Origin of the sequence: Methylosinus sp. RM1, from assembly GCF_011378635.1 — a bacterium.
Taxonomy (GTDB): domain Bacteria; phylum Pseudomonadota; class Alphaproteobacteria; order Rhizobiales; family Beijerinckiaceae; genus Methylosinus; species Methylosinus sporium.
In genome coordinates, this window is record NZ_WOVC01000008.1 from 67,715 (window position 1) to 90,338 (window position 22,624).

Sequence of the window (22,624 nt, forward strand, 5' to 3'; positions counted from 1 at the left end):
GAAAAAAGCGCGACGGCCTCGAGCGGCCGTCGCGCCTTTCTTTTCCGTGGGAGCCTACTTGCCGAGTTACTTGCCGAGCGCCTTCGCGCAATCCGGCCCGAGTTCCGACGCATGGTTCTGCAGGCAGGCGATGATGCGGCCGCCGCCCGGCATGACGCCGCTGCAGAAGCGCTGATAATCCTGCTTGCAGGCTTTCTTCATCGCATCGGCCTTGGCGCCGGCGGGCGCCGTCTGCGCTGCGGCCGGACCCGCGGCCAGGGCGAGCGCGACTGCGGCGAGGGCGTAAAGCGTCGTCTTATTCATCGTCATTCTCCTCTTTTTAAAAAGCTCAGGCCGGGATGGCCTTCGCCTCGCCGGGGCGGGGCGTTTCCTCGGATGCGCCGGGCGGCGCGAGCAATGTCCGCCAATCGGCGGCGGAGGCGGCGTCGCGGAACATTGCGGCCCATTCGCCGAGCGCGATCTTCAGCGGATTGAAGCTCGGCGTTCCGCCGACGAGCCCGTAGCGCAGCGCTTCCTGCTTCGGCGCCTCGGCGAATGTGCCGAATAGGCGATCGAAGAGGATCAGCACGCCGCCGTAATTCCTGTCGAGACAGGATTCGTTGGAGGCGTGATGCACGCGATGATGCGCCGGCGTGTTGAGCACATATTCCAGCACGCCCAGGCGCGGACAGAGTTCTGTATGGATGAAGAACTGGTAGAGCAGATTGCCGGTCAGCATCAGCGCTATGGCGATGGGGTGGAAGCCGATGAAGGCGAGCGGCAGGAAGAACAGGAAATTGCCCGAGAGCCCCGCCGTCCATCCGAGCCGCACCGCCGCCGTATAATTCATGCGCGTCGGCGAATGATGAACGCTATGCGTCGCCCACAGCCAGCGCACGCGATGCGAGGCGCGATGGTCCCAATAATAGAAGAATTCGACGCCGATGAAGAGCGCGACGAGAGCGAGCGCGCTGGTCGGATCGAAATCGAGGAGGCGATGCTCATAGGCGAGGGCGTAAGGCCCGGCCATGATCAGCGCCTCGGCCCCGCGCAGCAGCGAGCGGCCGAGCGCGACGCCCAGCGAGGCGGCGCTCTCGCGCAGATCGTGACGCTCGTGCGCGGTAAAACGCGCGAACGCATATTCGAGCGCCATGAAGCCGATGGCGACGGCGAGAATGATCAGCCTCGCATGGAGGTCGATCGGAGAGTTCGTGAGTTGCGGCATGATGCGAATTCCTGGCGGCTCGACGCGGGCCGGCCGCTCAACGCGAGACGGAGCGGGAATAGCTATAGGATCGGCCGCCTCGTCCCGAGCCTTGGCCGCTGACATTGCAGACGCCGCCGGCGCAGCTCGCGGCGCCGGAGCGGCTCCAGGCGCCGTGCGGACCGGAGGCGCCGCGCCCCCAGGAGCAAGAGCCGCCGCCGCAGCTTCTCGAAGCGTTCCAATTGCTCGTCCCGCGCGGGCCGGTGAAGGAGCCGCTGCGCGTCCAGGCGTCGGCCTCGGAGACGGCGGCGAGTATCGTCAGCGCGGCCAGAGCCGGAGCGGCGATGGATCGAAACATGTGAAATCTCCTCTTCCTCTTGCCGTCGATGCTTCGACGTGAGGATGAGGATGCGCGCGCTTCGTCCTGCGCCGATCACCATCGCGCGACTTTTCGTCTCCTTTTGTCGCGCTTTCGTAACATCGTGTAACAGCGCCTCCCGCGCTCTTGCGTGAAGGGCGCTGTGGATCGACATTCGCCTCATGAGCGCGCCCGCAGCCCGAATTCTGATGGTGGAGGACGATCCCGAGATCGGCCGGCTGGTCGGCGATTTTTTACGCCGTGAGGGCTTCGAGCTCATTCTCGCTCAGGATGCGCGCGCGATGGACGAATCGCTCTCTCGCGCGCGGCCGGATCTGCTGATCCTCGATCTGATGCTGCCGGGCGAGGACGGCCTCTCCATCTGCCGGCGCTTGCGCGCGAGCGATTCTCTGCCGATCCTGATGCTGACGGCGAAAAGCGACGAGATCGATCGCGTCGTCGGCCTCGAAATGGGCGCCGATGATTATCTGACGAAGCCATTCGGGCCGCGCGAATTGCTCGCCCGCGTGCGCGCGCTGCTGCGTCGCGCCCAGGCGGAGCCGATCCGGCCGGCGAGCCGGCGCTATGCTTTCGATCGCTTCGTGCTCGATCTCGACGCGCGCAACTTCGAATCGGCCGACACGCCGATCGCGCTGACCAGCGCGGAATTCGATTTGCTCGCTTGTTTCGTCCAGCATCCGCGCCGCGTGCTGACGCGCGATCAATTGCTCGATTGGACGCATGGCCGCAACGCCGATCCTTATGATCGCGCGATCGACATGCTGGTCTCGCGCCTGCGCAAGAAGCTCGATGCGGCGGGGGCGAGCGGCGATCTCATCGCCACTGTGCGCAATGGCGGCTATTTGCTCAAAGCCGAGGTCCGACGCCTCTCATGATGTCGCGCTGGACCATAGCCGCGCGCCTCACGCTCATCGTCATCGTGAGCCTGACGGCGGTTTGGGTCGCCGCCATCGCTGCGCTCTATCGCTTCACCGCCGATGAGAGCGCGCGGGCCCGGCCGACGCCCGAGCATGTCGCCGCCGTCGTCGAGCTGATCGAGCGCACGCCGCCGCAAATGCGCGCGCTGGCGCTGGAGGCGGTGGCGTCGCCCCTATTCGCGCCGCGGCTCTTGCCGGCCGGCGTGGTCATGGCGCCGTCCGGTCCGCTCGTCGCGGACGACATTCGCCGCGACTATGCCGACGCGCTGGATGGCCGCGCGCTGATTTTGGAATGGCGCCCCACTTTGTCGATCGGCCGCCGATTTCCGCGTCTCGCGGGCGCGCTCTCCAATGCGCTCGAGTTCCGCATTTCATTGCGGGGCGGCGAGACGCTGCTCATCGACACGCGCGGCGCGATGATGGTGGCGCGCTCGGGCGTTCCGGTCGGGCTGCTCGCCGGCCTTTTCGGCACGCTCGTGGCGCTCGCCGCTCTGCTCGTCATGCATCGCGAGACGAAGCCGATCGCGCGTCTCGCCGCCGCGGTCGACGCGATCGATCTTTCCGGCGAGCCGGCGCCGCTGCCGCGCCAGAGCGGCAATGCGCCGGAAGTGCGCGCGCTCGTCGCCGCCTTCGAGCGATTGCAGGCGCGGCTCTTCGGTCTCCTGCGCGCACGCATGGCGCTGATCGGCGGCATTTCGCATGACGTGCGCACATTCGCGACGCGCCTGCGGCTGCGTGTCGAAGCGATCGCCGACGATGGCGAGCGGAGCCGCGCCATTGCGGATATAGACGATATGATCCGGCTGCTCGACGATGCGCTTCTCTCGAGCCGCGCCGGCGCCGGAGAGCTCGCGCGCGAGATGATCGACGTCGCGGCGCTGCTTCGCGCCGAGGTCGAGGATCGTGCGCAGAGCGCTGCTGTCGATATAGATTTGGACGGCGTCGCCGATGCGATCATTCTCGGAGATCGATTGGCGCTGCGTCGCGTCTTCGCCAATCTTATCGACAATGCGCTGAAATATGGCCATGCCGCGCATGTTTCTCTCACATCGCGCGGCGCCTGCGTCGAGATCGCGGTGGAGGACGAAGGGCCGGGAATTCCGGAGGCGCAGCGCGCGCTGATGCTGGAGCCGTTCAGCCGGCTGGAGACATCGCGCAGTCGCGGCGCGGGCGGCGCCGGCCTCGGCCTCGCCATTGTGCGCGCGCTCGTCGAGGCGCATGGCGGCGAGGTGACGATCGGCCGCGCTGTGAAAGGCGGCGCGCGCGTCGCCGTTACGCTACCTTTGTTTTAAAAGGTCGGTTCACTTTCCGAGCCAGGTTGCGAGGCGGTCGAGGCCGAGGCGCACCTCGCTCTCGGCGCCGGCGTAGGAGAAGCGCAGCATTCGCTTGCCGCGCGCGCGATCGAAATCGATTCCCGGCGTGACGGCGACGCCGGCCTCCTCGAGCATTCGCTTGCAGAAGGCCGCCGAATCCGCGGAAAAACGCGAGATATCGGTGTAGATGTAAAAGGCGCCGTCCGGCGGAGCGAAATCGGCGAAGCCCAAGCGCGGCAGCCGTTCCAGCAAGAGCGCGCGGCTGCGCGCATAACTCGCCTTCACCGCCTCGAGCTCCGCCTTCGCCTCGAAAGCCTCGAGCGCGGCGATCTGCGCCAGCGTCGGCGCCGAAATGGCGAGCGATTGCTGCAGCCGCTCCATCGGCCGCATCAAAGATTCGGGCGCGACCAGCCAGCCGAGCCGCCAGCCGGTCATCGCATAATATTTCGAAAAGCTGTTCACGACGATGGCGTTGCGCGAATGCGCCAGCGCCGTCTCGCAAGGCCGCTCATAGGAGAGGCCGTGATAGATCTCGTCGGAGACGAAGAGAATTCCGGCGTCTTCGCAGAAGGCGCAGATTTTTTGAAATTCCGCGCTCGGAATCATCGCGCCGGTGGGATTGGCCGGGCTCGCCAGCAGCGCGCCGTCGAGGCGTTTTGCGCGATGCGCCGCCTCGAGCAGAGCGGCGGTCGGCGAATAGCGCGTGTCGGCGCCGACATCGATCAGCACGGGCTCGAGACCGAGCGAGGCGAGAATATTGGCGTAGGCCGGATAGCCGGGCGCCGTCATGGCGATGCGCGCGCCCGGATCGAAACCGGCGAGAAAGGCCAATAGGAACGCCCCCGACGACCCGGTGGCGACGATGACGCGCTCCGGCGAGACATCGACGCCATAGGCCTCGCCATAATGGCGCGCGATGCGCTGGCGCAGGGCCGGGCGGCCGAGCGCTTCGGCATAGCCAATGACGCCTTCGGCAAGCGCGCGCGTTGCGGCCTCACGCACGGCGAGCGGCGCCGGCGCGCCGGGCTCGCCCAGCTCCATATGGACGAGGCGGCGGCCCTGCCGCTCGAGCTCGCGCGTTTCGCTCAGCACATCCATCGCGATGAAAGGCGCGATCGCGCTGCGTCTGGAAGGGGAGGGAGGCGTCGTCATTCGATCAGAATAGCGGAGACGAATATGACATTCATGGGGCGCGCCGTCGCGCTCGCGCTCCTATCGCGCGAAGCCGCGCTGACGCAGCAGCGCGTCGACATTCGGCATTCTGCCGCGAAAGGCGACATAGGCCTCGGCCGGATCCTGCGTTCCACCGGCGGCGTAGATGTGACGGCGCAAGCGTTCCGCAATGTCGGGCGCAAAAGGATCGCCGGCCTCGAGGAAAGCCTCATAGGCGTCGGCGTCCAGCGTTTCCGCCCAGAGATAGGAGTAATAGCCGGCAGAATAGCCGTCGCCGGCGAAGACATGGGTGAAATGAGGCGTTCTGTGCCGCATGACGATCTCTTCCGGCATCGAAATGCGCGCGAGGCTCTCACGCTCGAAGCGAAGCGCATCGAAGCTCTCGTCGATGGCGCTTTCGTGCAGATCGAGATCGACATAGGCGGAGGCGCAGAATTCGACGCTGGCGAAGCCCTGGTTGAAGTGCCGCGACTTCTGGATGCGCTCGAGCAATTCCTCCGGCATGGGCGCGCCAGTCTCGGCGTGGCGCGCGAAGCCGCGGAGAATTTCCGGCTCCAGCAGCCAATGCTCATAGAGCTGCGAGGGCAGCTCGACGAAATCGCGCGCGACATTTGTGCCGGCGACGAGCGGATAGGTGACGTCCGACAACATTCCGTGCAGCGCATGGCCGAACTCGTGGAATAGAGTGCGGGCGTCGTCGAGGCTGAGCAGAGTCGGCGCGCCATCGGGCGCGCGCGAGAAATTCAGCACATTGACGACGATCGGACGAATGCGTTCGTCGAGATTCTCCTGGCCGCGAAACTCCGACATCCAGGCGCCGCCGCGCTTGGAGGGCCGCGCGAAATAATCGCCGAGGAAGAGCGCGACATGCTCGCCTTTCGCATCGCGGACGTCGAAGGCGCGCACGCTCGGGTGATAGAGATCGAGCCCTTCCACCTCGATGAAGGAGAGGCCGAACAGACGTGTCGCGACATGGAAGGCGGCGGCGATCATCTGATCCAGCTGGAAATAGGGACGCAGCTCCGCTTGATCGAGATCGTAGCGCTCCTTGCGCACGCGCTCGGCGTAATGGCGCCAGTCGGCGGCGCCGATCGCGACATTGGCGCCGTCGCGCTCCGCGAGCGCTTGCAGATCGTCGCGCTCGGTCTTCGCCGCGGCGAGAGCGGGCGCCCAGACGCGATCGAGCAGCTCGCGCACGGCCGTGGGCGTCTTCGCCATCGTGTCGTCGAGCTTATAGGCGGCGAAATTCGCAAAGCCGTTGAGCCGCGCGCGCTCCTCGCGCAGGCGCAAAATCTCGGCGATCAAAGCCCGATTGTCGGTCGCGCCGCCATTCTCGCCGCGGCTGGCCCAGGCGCGAAAGGCGGTCTCGCGCAGATCGCGGCGCGTCGAGCTCTGCAGGAAAATCTCGACGCTCGAGCGCGCGAGGGTGACGCCATATTTGCCGGGCGCGCCGCGCTCTTGCGCGACCTGCGCCGCCGAGGCGCGGAAATCTTCCGACAGTCCGTCGAGATCGCTCTCCTCGAGCAGCAGGAGATAATCGGCCTCGTCGGTGAGGACATTCTGCGCGAAAGAAGTGGTGAGAGTGGCGAGGCGCTCGGAAATCTCCGTCATGCGGCGCTTCGCCGTCTCGTCGAGCTTCGCGCCGGCGCGCAAAAAGCGCTTATGCGTGAGCTCCAGCACGCGCGCCTGCTCCGCCGTCAGCGCCAGCGCGTCGCGGCGCGCATGGAGCGCGTCGACGCGGGCGAACAGCGCGGCGTTCAGCAATATCTCATTCTCGTGCCGCGCCAGCGCGCCGGACATTTCGCGCTCGATCTCCTGAAGCTCAGGCGTGGAGTCGGTCGCGGAGAGATTCCAGAAGACGCCGCCGACGCGGGCCAGAAGGCGGCCGGAGCGCTCGAGAGCGGCGATCGTGTTCTCGAAATCGGGCGGCGAGGGATTTTCGGCGATGCGCGCGATCTCGGCCAGATTTTCGGCCATGGCGGCCTCGAAGGCGGGACGGTAGTGCTCGGCCTTCAGCGCGCCGAAGGCCGGCAGGCCGAAAGCGGGGGACGAGGCGGAGGGCGGCGGCGAGAGCAGCGGATTTTCGATCGTCATCTTTTTCCTCGGTCTTCGCCGCGAGATTAGGCGCTCGCGCGCCCTCGCGCCAGTTGTCCTCCATCCCACATTAGTGTAGTAGATTTATAGACTGAGTTTGAGGGGCGGCGCGGGTGACGCAGCAAGCAAAGCATGGGCCGCAGGCGGAGCCCATTCCCACCAGAGCCGAATTCGGCGGCTTTCCGCGGCTCGGCGGCATTGTCGCGGAGCTCGGCGAATTGCGCCGCGCCTCACAGAAGCGGCGCTATCGTGACGGGCGCCTGCCCGAACTGCCCTCGCGCGAGGCGACGATCGAGATTATCGAGGACCTCGCGGCGAGCCTCTACCCTCGCCATTTCGGTCCGCCGGAGCTGACGACAGACGGCGCCGACGGCTTCGTGCTCTACACGCTGGACAAGAGCCTGCGCGCCTTGCGCGAGCAGGTGCGCCGCGAGCTGCTATTGCTGGCCAATGGCTCCGATGACGGAACCATCGACCATCGGCCGCGCGCGCATGAGATCGTCGACGCTTTCGCGCAGGCGCTGCCGCAGATACGCGCGCTGCTCGACACCGACATTCGCGCAGCCTTCGAGGGCGATCCTGCGGCGAAGAGCCTCGACGAGGTGGTGTTCTCCTATCCCGGCCTTTCGGCGATCATTCGTCACAGGCTCGCGCATCGTCTCTATCTGCTCGGCGCGCCCATGCTCGCGCGGCTCGTTTCGGAAATCGCCCATTCGGCGACGGGAATCGACATTCATCCGGGCGCGGAGATCGGCGAAGGCTTCTTCATCGATCACGGCACCGGCGTCGTCATCGGCGAGACCGCGATCATCGGCAAGAATGTGCGGCTCTATCAGGCGGTGACGCTGGGCGCGAAGCGCTTCGAGGTCGATGCGAGCGGCGCGCTGGTGAAGGGCGGCGCACGTCATCCGATCATAGAGGACGATGTGGTGATCTACGCCGGCGCCACTGTGCTCGGACGAATCACGATCGGCCGCGGCTCCGTCATCGGTGGCAATGTCTGGCTGACGCATGGCGTGCCGGCGGGCAGCAATGTCACTCAGGCGAAGCCGCTGAGCGAATCCTTCACCTTCGGCGCCGGCATCTGAGCGTCACGGGGTCGGCGCGGCGGCGCTCGCCGGCGTCTCTTCCTTCGCGTCTCCCTCGCCCATAGGGACGTTCCGCTCGGAGAGCGCCGAGCAGAGCGCCGCCGCATTGTCCCATGTGCAGGTCGTCGCGCCGACGCCGCGCGTGCATGTGCATCTGTAGAGCACGCCGGAGATGCATCGCGTGGCTCCCGAATCGCTCGTCGATCGGCAATCCTGGGCGGAGGCCGCGGTCGCGGCGATCAGCATGGCGGCCGACAGGCGCGTCAACGGATAGATCATGGCGGAAGCTCCGAAGATGTCTGCGGATCGACGAGGGGCTATTTATCGCGCCATCGAAGCGGATCAATGTGCGTCGTCTCGTCGCCCTGCATATGATCCGCCGGCATCCGCCCGGAGCCGCGAGAGGAGACGCCATGATACGTGACTATGTCAGCCATGCCGCCAATGAGCGGACGTTTCTCGCATGGGTTCGCACCGGCGTAGCGATCATGGCGCTCGGCTTCGTGATCGAAAAATTCGATCTGTTCGTGCGCACGATCAGCCTCACGCTTCCCGAGGCGGAGCGCGGCGCGATATTGCGGCGTTTCGAAAAATTGTCGGGACCTTTGACGAGCGGGGGAGGCGGGGGCCTGCTGGCGCTCGGCGGCGTTGTGCTTATCATAGTCGCAACCGTGCGTTTCATTCACACGCGGCGTCTCATCGCCGACGAGGCGCAGCATGGATTCGACGCGGGCGTCGTCGAGCTCGTCATTCTCTCCGCGCTGCTGCTGCTCGGCTCGGGATTCGTCGTCTATCTCGCGATCGGCTGAGGCCGCTCAGCGGCCATGCGTTCCGGTCGCGGGAATGTCCTCCTCTTCCATTTGGACAGAAGGCGATCGCTCGGCGGGCGTCTCGAGATATCGCGGCGCGCGCTGCGGCCGGCCTTCCTGCTCGGCGCGGCGGAATTCCTCGTATCCTTCATAGATCGGCGCGAGGACGCCATTGCATTCCGAGCGCGAGAGTTTCGTCTTGTGCATCAGCGTCTCGACGATGCGCTCGAGCTCCTTGTGCAAATGTCGCAGGCGCATGGCCGTGACCGATTGCAGCTCCTCGAAGATCGCGAGGCTCAGCCGCTCCTTCTCCTCCTCGGAGAGCGAGGCCGTGTAGTGAGTCTTGTGCATGAAAGATTGGGCCAGCCGAAAGGCGGTGTTCATATTGCGATCGTCGACGCCGTCCTGCGGCGGGGCGCCGATGAAAATATGCTCGGCGATGCGCGGCGCCAGCGCGCGCATCGCATGGAGCGCGTCCTTGTCGGCCGGCGTGGCGAGATCATTGATGAAATGCGCGACGCCTCTCTCTTGCTCGAATTGCACATCGGCGAGCCAGAGATCTGAGCCGGCGCGTCCCGAGCCGCGAAACAGAGTGACGCTCTGCGTGCGCACGCCGCCGGTCGCCGAGATCAGCATGATTCCAGCCGCGCGCGCCGCCGTGCGGCGACGTCCCGATGTGTCGGGATCGCAGGCGTTCATGCGCTTGCCGACCGCGCGCCGCAATGCGCGCGCGGCTTTCTCGGCGCGGGCGCGTTCGGCCTCTATGCGCTGCTGCTCGCGCAACGCGGCGAGCGCCTGCTCGCGCGCGGCGATCGCCGCAGCGTCGATCGCCGATATCTCCGGCTTGTGCGGTTTCGTTTTGCGTCGAGTATGCGCGATATAGACGCCCATCCGCTCCTCCGCAGATCGCCTTCACCGATCGATCGCGATTTCGTGCGACGTCGCGATCGTCTCAGGCGCAGGGGGAACGCTAGCGCCGGAGGCGACGCCTCGGCGATTGTGGAGAATCCGCTTGTGGCGATCCCGCGATTCGTCGCCGGGCGGGTGGCGGCGCAGGCGCGCATCGCGCTGCAATAGCGCGGAAAACTGGATATATTCCTATTTACCTAGTCGTATTTGTCATTTATGTTTCGTGACGATTTTTCGGGATTTCGCCGCGGGCGGATCGACGCCGGCGGCCATTCAGCGCGAGGCGGAGCGTCACGAATGTCGATCTTGCTTTTCCTTCATCGATGGGTGGGCGTCGTATTGGCGCTGTTCATGCTCGTCTGGTTCTCGACTGGACTTTCCATTGCGTTCATCGGCTCGCCGACGATCGATCGCGCGCAGCGGCTCGCTCATGCGCCGGCGCTGCTCCCGCAGGACGGCTGGCTTTCGCTCGGCGAGGCGCTGACCGCGAGCGCTCCGGCGCGCGCGCAGGCCGTGAAAGCGGGCGGCGGCGGAATGGTCGGGGGTGGAATGGGGGGCGGCGCGGGGCGCGCGCGCGCCGACCATGGCGGCGCCAAGAGCGAGCGCGGCGTCGCCGATGCGCGGCTGCTGCGAATCGGCGAGGAGCCGGTCTGGCTCGTCGAGGACGACGCCGGCCGCCGTTTCGCTCTCTCCGCGACCACTGGCGCGCTGCTCGAATTCGATCGCGAGGCGGCCGAGCGCATCGCGCGCGACTGGCTCGGCGCGCCCTCGCTGCTCTATCTCGACACGGTGGAGGCGGCTGTCGGCCTGCGCAATGCGGAGGCGCTGAAGCCTTTCCATCGCTTTGCGGTCGGCGATGCGGCGGGAACGCAGATCATCGTCTCCGCGCGCAGCGGCGAGGTCGCGCAAGTGGCGACGCGGGTCGAGCGCGCTTTCGTCTATGCCGGCAATTGGCTGCATCTTTTCCGCTGGCTGGACGCGCTCGGCGCCGGCGATTATCGGCGCGACGCTCTGACCTATGCCGGATTTTTCGCGGCCGTCGGCGCTTTCACCGGAATCGTCCTCGGCTGGATCAAGTGGAAGCCGGGATTTTTCGGCCGTCCGACCTATGCGCGCGGCCGCACGCAGCCCTATCGAGAGAGCTGGCTGAAATATCACTTTTGGGCCGGCCTCATCGGCGGGACTTTCGCTTTCGGCTGGGCGGCGAGCGGTTTTCTCTCCACCAATCCGGGGCAGATATTCTCGCAGGCGACGGCGAGCCGCGAGGAGCTCGGGCGCTATCGCGGCGGCGGGTTGCCGCAGACCCTGCGCGAGTGGCGGCCTTCCGCAGCGCTCGGCCTTTCGGCCGAAGTCGTGGAGCTCTCCTGGAGCCGATTGGGCGAGGAGGCGCTGCTGATCGCCCGATCGCGTGACGGCGCGCGCCGCGCCGTCTCTGCGCCGGGCGCCGTCGCGAGCCTCGGCGAGCCGGCGCTGCGCGCCGCCGCGGAGCGGCTGAAGGAGGGCGTCGCCATCGCCGGCGCCGAGACGCTCGCCGATTATGATTCCTATTATTTCGCCAATCATCGACAGACGGCGCTGGACAAGCCCTTGCCCGTGCTGCGCGTCGATTTCGCGGATGCGGAGCGCACATCGCTCTATATCGATCTGGCCGACGGCCGCCTGCTCGCCAAATTCGACACGAGCCGGCGCGCCTATCGTTGGCTCTATTCGGCTGTGCATCATTGGGATTTCGGCTGGTTCCGCAATCATTGGCTCTGGTGGGGCTGGATGGGCGTGTGGATATCCTTCGGCGTCGCGCTGAGCGCCAGCGCCGTGGTGTTGGCCTGGCGGCGTCTGCGGCGCTCGCTTCCGGCTCCGCAGGCGGCGAGCGGCGAAAAGCGCGAAAGTCGCGCCGCGCAGACCGCCTGACCGGCGCGCAGCCGATCTCAATCTCTATTGATACCATAGGATAGACTAGAAGAGCCCCGCCTCCCTCGAGGAGGCGGGGCTCTTCGTTCGCGCATATCGTCCTGTGGCGTCGGCGCCACAGGCGGCTCCAGAAAGTCGAAGCGCTGCGAAGAGGTCGAGCGCAGCTGTTGACGCGCTCTTATAAATCTACGTAATCTATAGATATTATACGTAAGCGCGCCATGGTGGAGCGAGCGTAACCCGCGCCGCGTCTCACGAGAGCCGCGCGCGGCGGGACATGGGGAAGAATTCAGTGATGTCGAAAGCGAGGGGAATAGGCGGCGCGTCGCGTGCGAGTTTGTTGCGCAGCGTCGGTTTTGCGTCATTGGCGGCGGCCGGCGTTCTAGCCGTTGGAATGGCTTGTGGCGGCTCGGCTGCGGCGCAGACGGCTCCGGCGCCGATCCCCGATCCGGTGGTCGGCCAGACGGGCGCCGCCGCGGTGAGCGCGCAGGTCGACGACGTCACCGTCACGGCGCGCAATCGCGAGGAGAAGGCGCAGGACGTTCCTCTGCCCGTCAGCGTCGTCGGCCCCAAGGCGGCCGGGCGCGAGCGACTCGAGCGTTTGTCGGATTTCGCCGAGAAGGTCCCCAATTATCGTCCGAACATCTCCAACCCGCGCACCTCCGGCACGGCGATCCGCGGCGTCGCCGGCGGCACGGGCGCGTCATCGGGCGGCGCCGACGGCTCGGAGGCTTCGGTCGGCTATATCGTCGACGATGTTTTCTACACCCATGTCGGCTTTCAATGGCAGGACTTCGTCGATCTGCAATCCTTCGAGGTGGCGCGCGGCCCGCAGGGCACGCTGCTCGGCAAGAACACGACGGTCGGCGCGGTCGTCATCCGCACGCAATTGCCGGCCTTCACGCGCTCGGCGACGATCGAATCGTCTTTCGCCAATTACAATCGCTTCATCGAGAAGCTCAACGTCACCGGCCCGATCATCGACGACAAGCTCGCCTATCGCGTCACTTTCTATCTCGACAAGGGCGACGGCTGGATACGCGACGCCGTCACCGGCGCGAGCTATCTCAACAATGATCGCTGGGGCGTGCGCGGGCAGCTCTATTATGTCGGCGACGAAATCACCAACCGGCTCATCTTCGACCGCTCCGCCTCGCATGAATACAATAATTCCGGCAGCGGCGTGATCGGCGACTCCGTGCCGCTCTTCGCCAATGGAACGCTCGGCGCCTCTTACGCGACGACGCTCGCCAAACGTCTCGGCAAGCCGATCCTCACCTATGATCCCTACACGCGCTTTCAGACGCGCGTCGGCACGCTCGATCAGCGCACGATCGGCGTCTCCGACACATTCACCTGGAGCCTCGGGGAGAACACGCTCACATCGATCTCCGCCTGGCGCGAGTTCCGCCTGCATCCGCGCAATTCGCTCGGCGAGCAGCTCACGGAGATCACCTCCAACGCCTATGACGTCTCCGTCGATCAATTCTCGCAGGAGATACGTTTCACCTCGCCCAAGGAGCAGACGTTCGAATGGCAGACCGGCCTCTATTCGCTCTATGAGCGCGTCTGGTCGCTCAATCATTTCGACTTCGGCTCCGATGCGGGCCGCTGGTTCAACTCGGGCAGCTCGGCGACGGCGGTCGCGCAGCGCAATTCGCTGCTCAACGGCTTCAAGAATCATCGCGACGGCAAGGCGACGACCTTCAGCGTCGCGGCCTTCGGGCAGGGAACCTATCACATAGACGAGCAATGGGCGCTGACCTTCGGCCTGCGCGACACTTATGAGATTCGCGAAGGCTCGGTGTTCGCCTGGGAGGAGGCTTGGGGGGAGGGACTCAATCCCTTCGTCGTCGATGCGGCGATCCGCGGCGGCGGCGGCGTCGGCTTCTACGACACGGGCGCGGTGAAGAAATATTTCAACTCGCTCTCCGGCCTCTTCAATCCCTCCTATCGCTACAATGAGAACGTCCTCGTCTATGGCTCGGTGGCGCGCGGCGAGAAATCCGGCGCGATCAATACGGATGCGCAACCGATCCTCGACGACAAGGGCAACTTCAAGCAGTTTCAGCCCGTCATCACCAAGCCGGAGGTGTCTTGGGATTACGAGCTCGGCGTCAAGACCAATTGGCTCGACAACAGGCTCATCGTCAACGCCAACGTCTATTGGAACGATATTTTCAATTATCAGGCGCAGCTCGTGAATACCGACTATCGCGACAGCACTGGCCAGGTCCTGCGTCGCAACTATCTCGGCAACATCGGTCATGTGCGTCTGCGCGGCATAGAGCTCGACGCGCGCTGGAGCCCGGTCGAGCGCCTGTGGCTCACGCTCAACGGCGCCTATGCGGAAGCGCGCTACATCAATTTCGACAAATCGCCGCCGCCGGCCGATTGGCTCTGGCCGACGGTGGCGGGCCAGCCGGCCGCGCCGGCGTCGCTCAATCGCGACAACTCACGATTCGAGAATTTCCCGCTGTGGTCGTTCAACGCCGGCGCCAATTACGAGCTTCCGCTCGGCAATCTCTTCGCCGATGTCGGCGGCTGGGCCAACCGTCCCGTCACCGGAATCCTCTATGCGAATCTGTCCTGGCGCGACAAGCAGCGGCTCACCAATCCTTATTCCGTCTTCCAATATTGGCAGCCAGCCTATGCGCTGGTGAATGCGGGAGCGGGACTGCGCGCCGACGACGAGAGCTGGCAGCTGATGTTCTGGACGAAGAATCTCTTCGATCAGCGCTACGTCACCGCCTGGAGTCCGGGATCGGTCACCACGGCGGCGACCGTGACTCTGCAGGCGCAGCCGCGCACTTTCGGCGGCACGCTGACCGTCAAGCTCTATTGAAGTTTTGGCTGCTTTCGGCGCGCTCGCGTGGAGCGGCGCGCGGCGACGAGCGTTCGAGGAGTGCAAACATGCGATATATGAATGACAGGCTTCGGCTGATCGGCGCCCTTGTCGGCGCGCTCGCGGCGGGCTCCGCCATCGCCTCCGATCTTCCTTCCGCCAAGGCGCCGCCCGCTCCGCTGGCGGCCCCGGCTCCCGCGTTCAGCTGGCAGGGGTTCTATGTCGGCGCCTATGCCGGCGCGCTGCTCGGCGAGGGGACCTTCACCTATTTGCGCGACACGCCCATTCGCGGCGCGGGCTTCCTCGGCGGCGGAACGCTCGGCTATAATTGGCAATGGACGCCGACGATCGTCCTCGGCCTCGAAGCCGATTTCGGCTATCGCGGGTCGCAGAATGCGGAGACGGTCGGCTGGAACACGCCGAGCGCGACGGAGACTGGCGTGTTCGGCACATTCCGCGGCCGCGTCGGCTACGCCTTCACGCGCAACTGGCTCATATACGGAACGGCGGGCCTCGCCTATGGAAGCGATTTCGTGCCGACGGCTTTCACCTCCCAGCTTCCGCTGACCCTCGGCCAGCTCTCCACCGGAACGACGGTGCGCGCCGGCTGGACCGCGGGCGCCGGCGTCGAATACGCATGGTCCGACAAAATCTCTGTGAAGGGCGAATATCTCTATACGGAGCTCGCGGATTCTGGCGTCGCCTATTCCACCAATTTCGGCGCCGTCCCGCTCAATGTCAAGAGCGCCGGCCATATCGTGCGTGGCGGCGTCAATTATCATTTCGCGACGCCCGCCGCTCCGCCGGCGCCGATCCTGACCAAATGAGGCCGGCGCGCGGCGGTCAGCGCGCGGCCGTGACGCCGCTCCATTCGGCGCCCAGCATCGCCAGCACCGACGCGAGCAGCAGAACGCCGGCGAGCCGTGAGAAATCGCGACTCGCCGACGGTTCCGGCGTCCACCGCCGCGCGCCATAGCTCGCCGCATAGCCGAGCGCGGAATAGAGCGTGAGGCACAGAAAGCTCGTCGTCCAGCCATAGACGAGCGCATGGCGCCAGAACGGCCCGTCGGCGGGCGCGAAGAATTGCGGCAATATGGCGAAATAGAAGAGAAGTCCCTTGGGATTGAGCAGGCTGGTCGCGACGCCGGCCGAGAAGGAGGCCCATTCGCTGCGCCTGGGGCCGCGGCTCGGCGCGTGGAGCCCGCCCTCCGAGCGGACGAGCCGAAAAGCGAGCCAGGAGAGATAGGCGACGCCTATATATTTGAGGGCGAGGAACAGCGCCGGAAACGCCTCGAAGACGAGCTGAAACCCCGCCGCCACCAGCAGGGTGAGCAGCGCATAGCCAGACGCTATGCCGGCCGCGGAAAAGCAGCCCGCCCGCCCGCCGGCGGCCAGCGAGCGGCCGAGCACATAGAGCATATCCGGTCCTGGAACCGCGATCAGGCTGACAACCGTCGCCACGAAAACCAGATAACGGCCGCTCACTTCGCCTGCGCTCCACTTCGACAGCCCGCATGAGGGCCGTCGGCGCCGCTCGCGTCAAGAGGCGTCCGTGGCGTCAGGCCCGGCGCGGGTCCCGGCGGTTGACAAATTTTCCCGCGGGCCGTTTGTGGACAACAGCGGGCTGCTGCGCCACTGATCCCGAGGCGGCGGCAAGCGCGCTATTTGTCGCAGCGACGCGAAGGCCGCTTGCGGTCTCACGCCAAACTGCTCAAAACAGGCGCGCCCTCGCGAATAGATTTGTTTCTATTCGTGTTCCGAGCCGAGAGGCAAGGGGGCCAAGGTCGAACTCGCGAGAGAGGTTCCAGAAAGTGAGCAATGCGACAAAGGCGGAGCCGAGCCGCCGGGATATTTTGTTCCTCGCCACGGGAGCGGCGGCGACGGTCGCAGCGGGCGCCGCCGTATGGCCGTTGATCGCGCAGATGAATCCGGATGCTTCGACGCTGGCGTTGGCCTCGACGGAGCTCGACATTTCGGCCATTCCCGAGGGGCAGATCGTCACCGTCAAATGGCGCGGCAAGCCCGTTTTCGTGCGGCACCGCACCAAACAAGAGATCGAGGCCGCGCAGAACGTCCCGCTCGCCGAGCTTCCCGATCCGCAGGCCGATTCGGCGCGCGTGAAAAAGCCGGAATGGCTGGTCGTCGTCGGCGTCTGCACGCATCTGGGCTGCATTCCCACCGGCCATGAGGGCGAGTTCCACGGCTGGTTCTGCCCCTGCCACGGCTCCACCTACGACACCTCCGGCCGCATTCGCAGCGGTCCGGCTCCGAGCAATCTCGAAGTGCCCGATTACGCTTTCCTGAGCGACACCAAGATCAAGATCGGCTGATCACGGCCCCGTCGCCATCCCAACCTCCGAGACGACATTCATGACCGGACATTCGACTTACACGCCGAAGAGCGGCTTTGCGCGCTGGCTCGAGCGGCGCCTGCCGATCCTCGGCTTCATCCACGAATCCTTCGTCGCCTATCCCGTTCCGAAGAATCTCAACTATCTTTGGACCTTCGGCGCGATCCTCTCCTTCATGCTGGTCGCGCAGATCGTGACCGGCATCGTTCTGGCGATGCATTACACGCCGGAGACGACGCTCGCCTTCGATTCGATCGAGCACATCATGCGCGATGTGAATTGGGGCTGGGCGCTGCGCTATGCGCACGCCAATGGCGCCTCCATGTTCTTCCTCGCCGTCTATATCCACATCTTTCGCGGCATGTATTACGGCTCCTACAAGGAGCCGCGCGAGGTGCTGTGGATCCTCGGCGTCGTGATCTTCATGCTGATGATGGCGACCGGCTTCCTGGGCTATGTGCTCCCCTGGGGGCAAATGTCCTTCTGGGCCGCGACGGTGATCACCAATCTCTTCACCGCCATTCCCTATGTGGGCAATTCCATCACCACTTGGCTGCTCGGCGGCTATTCGGTCGACAACGCTACGCTCAACCGCTTCTTCGCGCTGCATTATCTCTTGCCCTTCGTCATCGTGGCCATCGTCGGCCTGCATGTCTGGGCGCTGCATGTGACGGGGCAGAACAATCCGACCGGCGTCGAGGTCAAGGATATCAAGAAGGAGACCGTGCCCTTCACGCCCTATGCGACGCTGAAGGACGCCGTCGGCCTCGTGGTCTTCGTCGGGCTCTTCGCATGGCTCACCTTCTTCGTGCCGAATTACACGGGCCATCCCGACAATTACATCGAGGCCAATCCGCTGGTGACGCCGCCGCATATCGTGCCGGAATGGTATTTCCTGCCCTTCTACGCGATCCTGCGCGCCATTCCCAACAAGCTGATCGGCGTCATCGCGCTGTTCGCCTCGATCCTCATCGTGGCGGCGCTGCCCTGGCTCGACACGTCGAAGGTGCGCTCGGGCGTCTATCGTCCGGCCTTCAAGAAGTTCTACTGGGTCTTCGTCTTCGTCGCGGTCGGCCTCGGCTATCTCGGCGCGCAGCCGGCGGAGGGCGTCTATCTCATCGCCGCCCGCATATTGATGGCCTATTACTTCCTGCACTTCCTCGTCGTGCTGCCGCTGCTCGGCAAATATGAGCAGACGCTGCCGGAGCCGCGCTCCATCGCCGCCTCCCTCGGCGAGGCCGCCACCCCGGAGGAGAAGCCCCATGCGTGACGCGCGTCGAGGAGCATCGATCATGAAGTCGGTTGTCGACTCTTGGAAGTCCATCGTCATGGCGGCGGCCCTCGCCGGCGCGGCGGGCGCCGCTCTGGCCGAGGAGGGCGGCGCGCATTCGCAGCCCAAGCCGCCGCGACAGGAATGGAGCTTCGCCGGCGCCTTCGGCCATTACGACAATGCGCAGCTTCGCCGCGGCTACAAGGTCTATAGGGAGGTCTGCTCGAGCTGCCACTCGATCTCGCGCCTCGCCTTCCGCAATTTCGCCGAGAAGGGCGGGCCGGAGATCTCCGAGGCGGAGGCCAAGGCGCTGGCCGAGAGCTATAAGATCAAGGACGGCCCCAACGACGCCGGCGATTATTTCGAGCGCCCCGGCCGGCTCAGCGACCGCGTCCCGCCGCCCTTCCCCAATGAGCAGGCGGCGCGGGCGGCGCTCAACGGCGCCTATCCGCCGGACATGTCGGTTCTCGCCAAGGCGCGCGGCTATTCGCGCGGCTTCCCGCTGTTCCTCGCCGACGCTTTGCCCGGCTTCTCCTATCAGGAGCATGGCGTCGATTATATCGTCGCTCTGCTCACCGGCTATGTGGATGCGCCGCAGGGCGTCGAGCTGGCGCCCGGCCAATATTACAATCTCTACATGCCCGGCCGCCGCACCGGCATGCCGCCGCCACTCTCGGACGGCGCCGTGACCTATGACGATGGAACGCCGCAGACGGCGGCCCAATATGCGAAGGATGTCAGCGCTTTCCTGATGTGGGCCGCCGAGCCGCATCTCGAGGAGCGCAAGTCGATCGGCCTGAAGGTGGTCGGCTTCCTGATCGTCCTGTCCTTCCTGGTGTATTTCACCAAGCGCAAGATCTGGGCGGACGTCCACCACTGACGCGAGACGGCGACGCGATCCCGAGAGATCGCGTCGCCGTTCACACCTGCAGAAACGCCCGCACGCCATCGGCCACGAATTGCACGGCGAGGGCGGCGAGCAGGACGCCCAGCAATCGCGTCAGCACGACATTGGCCGCCGTGCCGAAGAATTGCGCCACCTCTCCCGCGATCAGGCAGAAGATCAGACAAATCGCCATTATCGCGGCGATCACCGCGATCAGGCTCGCAATCAGCGTCACGCTGCCATGGGCGTCGCTGGCCAGCAGCACGGTCGCGGTGATCGCGCCGGGGCCGGCCATTAGCGGAATCGCCAGCGGATAGGCGGCGATATTGTGCACATGCTCGGCGAGGGCCTTTTCCGCCGCTTTGGAATCGCGCTGAATGCGCACGCCGAACACCATTTCCGAAGCGATCGAAAATAAGAGAAATCCGCCCGCAATACGGAAGGCGGGAATGGAAATGCCCATCGCGCCGAGCAGCCGCTGGCCGATCAGCGCCGAGCCCGCGAGAATAGCCAGCGCATAGACGGCGGCGCGAAAGGCGATCGCGCGCTTCGTCCGCGCCTCGAGCCCCGATGTCGCGGCGACGAAGACCGGCGCGAGGCCGAGCGGCTCGACGACGACGAGCAGCGTCACAAAGGCCGAGACGAGATAGTCGAGATCCATCCCGGCCTCCGCTGGGCGAGCGTCGCGGAGGCAGATAGAGCGCGGGGGGCGATGCGCCAGCCGACGCCGACGCCGAGCTTACGCTGGCGCCGCCGATTGTTCGCGCCCCGCCACTCTGCTAAGACGCAGACCTTCACGAGGGAAAGGGCCGCGGACGAGAGGATGCTCTTTTATGAACCGCTGTTTCTGTTTCTCTTCGCTCCCGCGGTCTATGGCCTCTATCTGCTCGTCGGCGGCGATCGCGGCGCGCGTCTCGCCATTCTGCTCGCGGCGAGTCTTTTCTTCTACGCCTGGAGCGAGCCGCTCTTCGTCTTTGTCGTGCTCGGCTCCGCTTTCGCCGATGTCTTCATCGCGCGTCGGATAGCGGCGCTTCCGCCCGAGCAGAAATCGCGCAAGCTCTGGCTCGCGCTCGGCGTCTCCGCCAATCTCGGCCTGCTCGTCTATTTCAAATATGCGGGCTTTCTCGTCGCCAATCTCGACGTCGTCCTGCGCGCGCTCACCATGCCGGGGCTCGCCTTCGCTTCGGTCGCGCTGCCGATCGGCGTCTCCTTCATCGTCTTCGAGAAGATCACCTTTCTCGTCGATGTGCATCGCGGCGCCACCGCGCCGGCGCAGAGCCTCTCGCTCTACGCTTTCTATGTGTTCTTCTTTCCGAAGCTGCTCGCCGGGCCGATCGTGAAATATCACGATATCGCCGAGCAATTGGCGCGGTTCCGCCATGCGACCAGCGAGGATTTCACGGAGGGTTTCGCGCGCTTCATGCTCGGCGTCGGCAAGAAGCTGCTCATCGCCGACACGCTCGCCGGCGGCGCCGATCTCGTCTTCTCGCAAGACGCGTCGCGCATCGGCTTTCTCGACGCATGGGCGGGCGTGCTGTTCTTCACCTTCCAGATCTATTTCGATTTCTCCGGCTATTCCGACATGGCGATCGGCCTCGCGCGCATGTTCGGCTTTCGGCTGCAGGAGAATTTCGACATGCCTTATGTGGCGGCGAGCGTCAGCGAATTCTGGCGCCGCTGGCACATGTCGCTCACCTCCTGGATTCGCGACTATCTCTACATTCCGCTCGGCGGCAATCGGCGCGGCGAAACGCGCACGCAGGTCAATCTCTGGCTCTGCTTCCTCGCCTCGGGCCTGTGGCACGGCGCGGCTTGGACCTATGTCGCCTGGGGCGCCTATAATGGCCTCTTCCTGGTGCTCGATCGGCTGTTCCTGCTCGATTGGCTGAAGCGCCGCCCGGTCTTCCTCGCCAATCTTCTGACTTTCGTCGTGGTGACGATCGGCTGGACCGTGTTTCGCGCTTCGTCGCTCGAGCAGGCGGGCGCCTTCTACCTCGCAATGGCGCGGCCTCTCGCGGGCGGCGCCGAGCCTGTCGTCATCCCCGCCTATCACTTCGTCGCGCTCGCCATTGCAGCGGCGATCTGTGTCGCGCAGCGGCTCTATCTCTCCTTCGGCGACAGGCTCTCCTCGAGCCTGCTGGCGCAGCGTCACGCTTTCGCGCTCAACGCTTTTCTCGCGCTGCTCTTCGTCTGCGCGGTCGGCAAGGGCCTCGCCGATCCGTTCAAGCCCTTCATCTATTTCCGGTTCTGAACGATGCGCCGCACGCTTCTGCATCGCTCGCCCATCTACGCCGCCGCCGGCGCGGTCCTGTTCTTCTTTCTCGCGAGCCTTTGGAATTACGCGGTCGAGCGCGACTATCCGAAATTGCGGCTGCGTAGCGCAAATCCGCTCGCCGGCGTCGCCAAGCCGGCGCCGACGGAGGTTTCGCTCGGCAAAATCCTCTCCGGCGAGACCCAGAAGAGCTTCTCCGACAATCTCGCGCAATCGCTGCCGGTGTTTCCCTTCGCGGTGCGCGCGCGCAATCAGCTGCTCTATTCGCTGTTCGGCGCCTCGGGAGCGAGCGGCCTCGTCATCGGGCGCGACGCGCAATTGTTCGAGCGTTTCTATATCGATGAATTCTGCCGCCGCGATGCGCCGCCGAGCGAGCCGACGCTGGCGCGCTGGGCGCAGCGCGTCGCCGAGAACGAGGCCGCCGTCCATGCGCGCGGAAAAGGCTTCGCCTATGTGATTTCGCCGTCCAAGGCCTCGCAATATCCGCAATATTTTCCCGCCGGGATGAAATGCCCGGCGCAGGCGCGCGGAACCATCGACAAGCTCGCGCCCTATCGCGCGGCGCTAGAGGCGCGCGGGCTGCGCTTCGTCGATTCGCCGGCGCTGCTCGAGGCGCGCAAAAAGGATTTCGACATAGACTTCTTTCCGCGCGGCGGCACGCATTGGAATCTGCTCGGCGCGGCGCTCGCGACGCGCGAGGCGACGCGCCTCATCGGCGATGAGGCGGGCCTCGGCTTCTTCGATTTCGACTGGCGCCGCGACAATGTCGCCGTGGGAGCGGATCGCGATCTGCTCGATCTGCTCAATCTTCTCTGGCCCGATCCGCATTATCCCGTCGCGACGATTCTGCGCGCGCCCGATGCGAAGGCGCAATGCGCGCGCGCGCCCAGGCTGCTCGCGCTCGGCGGCAGCTTCGTGCGCGAGATCATCGTCTCGCTCGCGCAGGCGCCTTGTCCGCCGCAGATCGATTATTGGTTCTCCATGCGGCTCGCCAATGAAGACTTCGATCTCGTCCGCTATCACACCGCGCCCGGCGAGACCGGCAATGGCGAGCGGCGGCCGGCCGATCTCACCGAGCTGCGCGCCAGCGCGGAAGAGGCCGACGCCATTCTGCTCGAGGAGAACGAGGCCAATATCGGCACGCTGAGCCAGGTGGAAAATCTCTGGCGCGCGCTGCATCCGGCGGAAGTGGCGAAGTAGCGAATAGCGAATAGCGAGTAGCGAATA

The 22,624-nt window shown here is 65.4% G+C and carries 21 protein-coding genes; 12 read left to right on the plus strand and 9 right to left on the minus strand.

From position 1 onward, the window contains the following. Positions 1-66 precede the first annotated feature (66 nt). Genes FMZ75_RS07635 through FMZ75_RS07645 form a run of 3 tightly spaced genes read right to left on the minus strand, consistent with a single transcriptional unit; the run spans position 67 to position 1,541 of the window. A complete protein-coding gene (locus tag FMZ75_RS07635) occupies positions 67-303 on the minus strand; it encodes a cysteine rich repeat-containing protein (protein WP_161913268.1) in 237 nt (78 codons plus the stop codon). Between the two features lie 25 nt (positions 304-328). After that, the gene (locus FMZ75_RS07640; RefSeq protein WP_166141917.1) at positions 329-1,204 is read right to left on the minus strand and encodes a sterol desaturase family protein; all 876 of its coding nucleotides are present in this window, start codon (positions 1,202-1,204) and stop codon (positions 329-331) included. Positions 1,205-1,241: 37 nt separating this feature from the next. Then, on the minus strand, positions 1,242-1,541 hold the full coding sequence (locus tag FMZ75_RS07645) for a hypothetical protein (protein ID WP_166141919.1): 300 nt from the start codon (positions 1,539-1,541) through the stop codon (positions 1,242-1,244). Positions 1,542-1,723: 182 nt separating this feature from the next. Between FMZ75_RS07645 and FMZ75_RS07650 the strand changes: the two genes are divergently transcribed. Together FMZ75_RS07650 and FMZ75_RS07655 are read left to right on the plus strand one after the other, a co-directional pair. Then, a complete protein-coding gene (locus FMZ75_RS07650; RefSeq protein ID WP_166141921.1) occupies positions 1,724-2,437 on the plus strand; it encodes a response regulator in 714 nt (237 codons plus the stop codon). Beyond that, positions 2,434-3,771: an ATP-binding protein gene (locus FMZ75_RS07655; RefSeq protein ID WP_246728840.1), complete on the plus strand. Its 1,338-nt coding sequence runs from the start codon at positions 2,434-2,436 to the stop codon at positions 3,769-3,771. Before FMZ75_RS07650 ends, FMZ75_RS07655 begins: the two co-directional genes overlap by 4 nt. A 9-nt stretch (positions 3,772-3,780) precedes the next feature. On the opposite strand, the gene FMZ75_RS07660 is transcribed toward FMZ75_RS07655, so the two are convergent. Then, positions 3,781-4,944 (minus strand): aminotransferase class I/II-fold pyridoxal phosphate-dependent enzyme, encoded by a 1,164-nt coding sequence (locus FMZ75_RS07660; RefSeq protein ID WP_166141923.1) that lies wholly within the window; start codon positions 4,942-4,944, stop codon positions 3,781-3,783. Positions 4,945-5,004: 60 nt separating this feature from the next. Further along, positions 5,005-7,059: a M3 family metallopeptidase gene (locus tag FMZ75_RS07665; protein WP_166141925.1), complete on the minus strand. Its 2,055-nt coding sequence runs from the start codon at positions 7,057-7,059 to the stop codon at positions 5,005-5,007. Between the two features lie 152 nt (positions 7,060-7,211). Between FMZ75_RS07665 and epsC the strand changes: the two genes are divergently transcribed. After that, complete coding sequence (epsC, locus tag FMZ75_RS07670; RefSeq protein ID WP_166142076.1) at positions 7,212-8,147, plus strand: serine O-acetyltransferase EpsC; 936 nt, start codon at positions 7,212-7,214, stop codon at positions 8,145-8,147. Between the two features lie 3 nt (positions 8,148-8,150). On the opposite strand, the gene FMZ75_RS07675 is transcribed toward epsC, so the two are convergent. Next, positions 8,151-8,426 carry a hypothetical protein gene (locus tag FMZ75_RS07675; RefSeq protein WP_108917458.1) on the minus strand — a complete coding sequence of 92 codons (276 nt, stop codon included), beginning with the start codon at positions 8,424-8,426 and terminating at the stop codon, positions 8,151-8,153. Positions 8,427-8,560: 134 nt separating this feature from the next. On the opposite strand from FMZ75_RS07675, the gene FMZ75_RS07680 reads away from it, so the two are divergent. After that, positions 8,561-8,956: a YidH family protein gene (locus FMZ75_RS07680; RefSeq protein ID WP_166141927.1), complete on the plus strand. Its 396-nt coding sequence runs from the start codon at positions 8,561-8,563 to the stop codon at positions 8,954-8,956. A 6-nt stretch (positions 8,957-8,962) separates the two neighbouring features. Here the strand turns inward: FMZ75_RS07680 and FMZ75_RS07685 are convergent, their stop codons facing one another. Continuing rightward, a complete protein-coding gene (locus tag FMZ75_RS07685) occupies positions 8,963-9,847 on the minus strand; it encodes a hypothetical protein (RefSeq protein WP_166141929.1) in 885 nt (294 codons plus the stop codon). Between the two features lie 315 nt (positions 9,848-10,162). Between FMZ75_RS07685 and FMZ75_RS07690 the strand changes: the two genes are divergently transcribed. From FMZ75_RS07690 to FMZ75_RS07700, 3 genes are all read left to right on the plus strand, one after another. Continuing rightward, positions 10,163-11,773: a PepSY domain-containing protein gene (locus FMZ75_RS07690; RefSeq protein ID WP_246728842.1), complete on the plus strand. Its 1,611-nt coding sequence runs from the start codon at positions 10,163-10,165 to the stop codon at positions 11,771-11,773. 394 nt (positions 11,774-12,167) lie between these two features. After that, positions 12,168-14,618, plus strand: coding sequence for a TonB-dependent receptor (locus FMZ75_RS07695; RefSeq protein ID WP_166141931.1), 2,451 nt, complete (start codon positions 12,168-12,170; stop codon positions 14,616-14,618). A gap of 68 nt (positions 14,619-14,686) precedes the next feature. Next, positions 14,687-15,445 carry an outer membrane protein gene (locus FMZ75_RS07700; protein WP_246728843.1) on the plus strand — a complete coding sequence of 253 codons (759 nt, stop codon included), beginning with the start codon at positions 14,687-14,689 and terminating at the stop codon, positions 15,443-15,445. Positions 15,446-15,461: 16 nt separating this feature from the next. Here the strand turns inward: FMZ75_RS07700 and FMZ75_RS07705 are convergent, their stop codons facing one another. Then, a complete protein-coding gene (locus FMZ75_RS07705; RefSeq protein ID WP_166141933.1) occupies positions 15,462-16,103 on the minus strand; it encodes a LysE family translocator in 642 nt (213 codons plus the stop codon). A 326-nt stretch (positions 16,104-16,429) separates the two neighbouring features. On the opposite strand from FMZ75_RS07705, the gene petA reads away from it, so the two are divergent. From petA to FMZ75_RS07720, 3 genes are read left to right on the plus strand one after another with little or no spacing between them, the layout of a single operon-like run. Then, positions 16,430-16,948, plus strand: a complete 519-nt coding sequence (petA, locus tag FMZ75_RS07710) for a ubiquinol-cytochrome c reductase iron-sulfur subunit (RefSeq protein ID WP_142861492.1) — start codon at positions 16,430-16,432, stop codon at positions 16,946-16,948. Positions 16,949-16,988: 40 nt separating this feature from the next. Beyond that, positions 16,989-18,239 carry a cytochrome b/b6 gene (locus FMZ75_RS07715; RefSeq protein ID WP_166141935.1) on the plus strand — a complete coding sequence of 417 codons (1,251 nt, stop codon included), beginning with the start codon at positions 16,989-16,991 and terminating at the stop codon, positions 18,237-18,239. A 22-nt stretch (positions 18,240-18,261) separates the two neighbouring features. Continuing rightward, on the plus strand, positions 18,262-19,119 hold the full coding sequence (locus FMZ75_RS07720) for a cytochrome c1 (RefSeq protein WP_166141937.1): 858 nt from the start codon (positions 18,262-18,264) through the stop codon (positions 19,117-19,119). A gap of 40 nt (positions 19,120-19,159) precedes the next feature. On the opposite strand, the gene FMZ75_RS07725 is transcribed toward FMZ75_RS07720, so the two are convergent. Further along, positions 19,160-19,786, minus strand: coding sequence for a MarC family protein (locus FMZ75_RS07725; RefSeq protein WP_142861489.1), 627 nt, complete (start codon positions 19,784-19,786; stop codon positions 19,160-19,162). Between the two features lie 162 nt (positions 19,787-19,948). Here FMZ75_RS07725 and FMZ75_RS07730 point away from each other — a divergent pair, with 162 nt between their 5' ends. Both FMZ75_RS07730 and FMZ75_RS07735 read left to right on the plus strand, forming a co-directional pair. Continuing rightward, positions 19,949-21,376, plus strand: a complete 1,428-nt coding sequence (locus tag FMZ75_RS07730) for an MBOAT family protein (protein ID WP_166141939.1) — start codon at positions 19,949-19,951, stop codon at positions 21,374-21,376. A gap of 3 nt (positions 21,377-21,379) precedes the next feature. Then, the gene (locus tag FMZ75_RS07735; protein WP_166141941.1) at positions 21,380-22,597 is read left to right on the plus strand and encodes an alginate O-acetyltransferase; all 1,218 of its coding nucleotides are present in this window, start codon (positions 21,380-21,382) and stop codon (positions 22,595-22,597) included. The last annotated feature ends 27 nt before the right edge of the window (positions 22,598-22,624 follow it).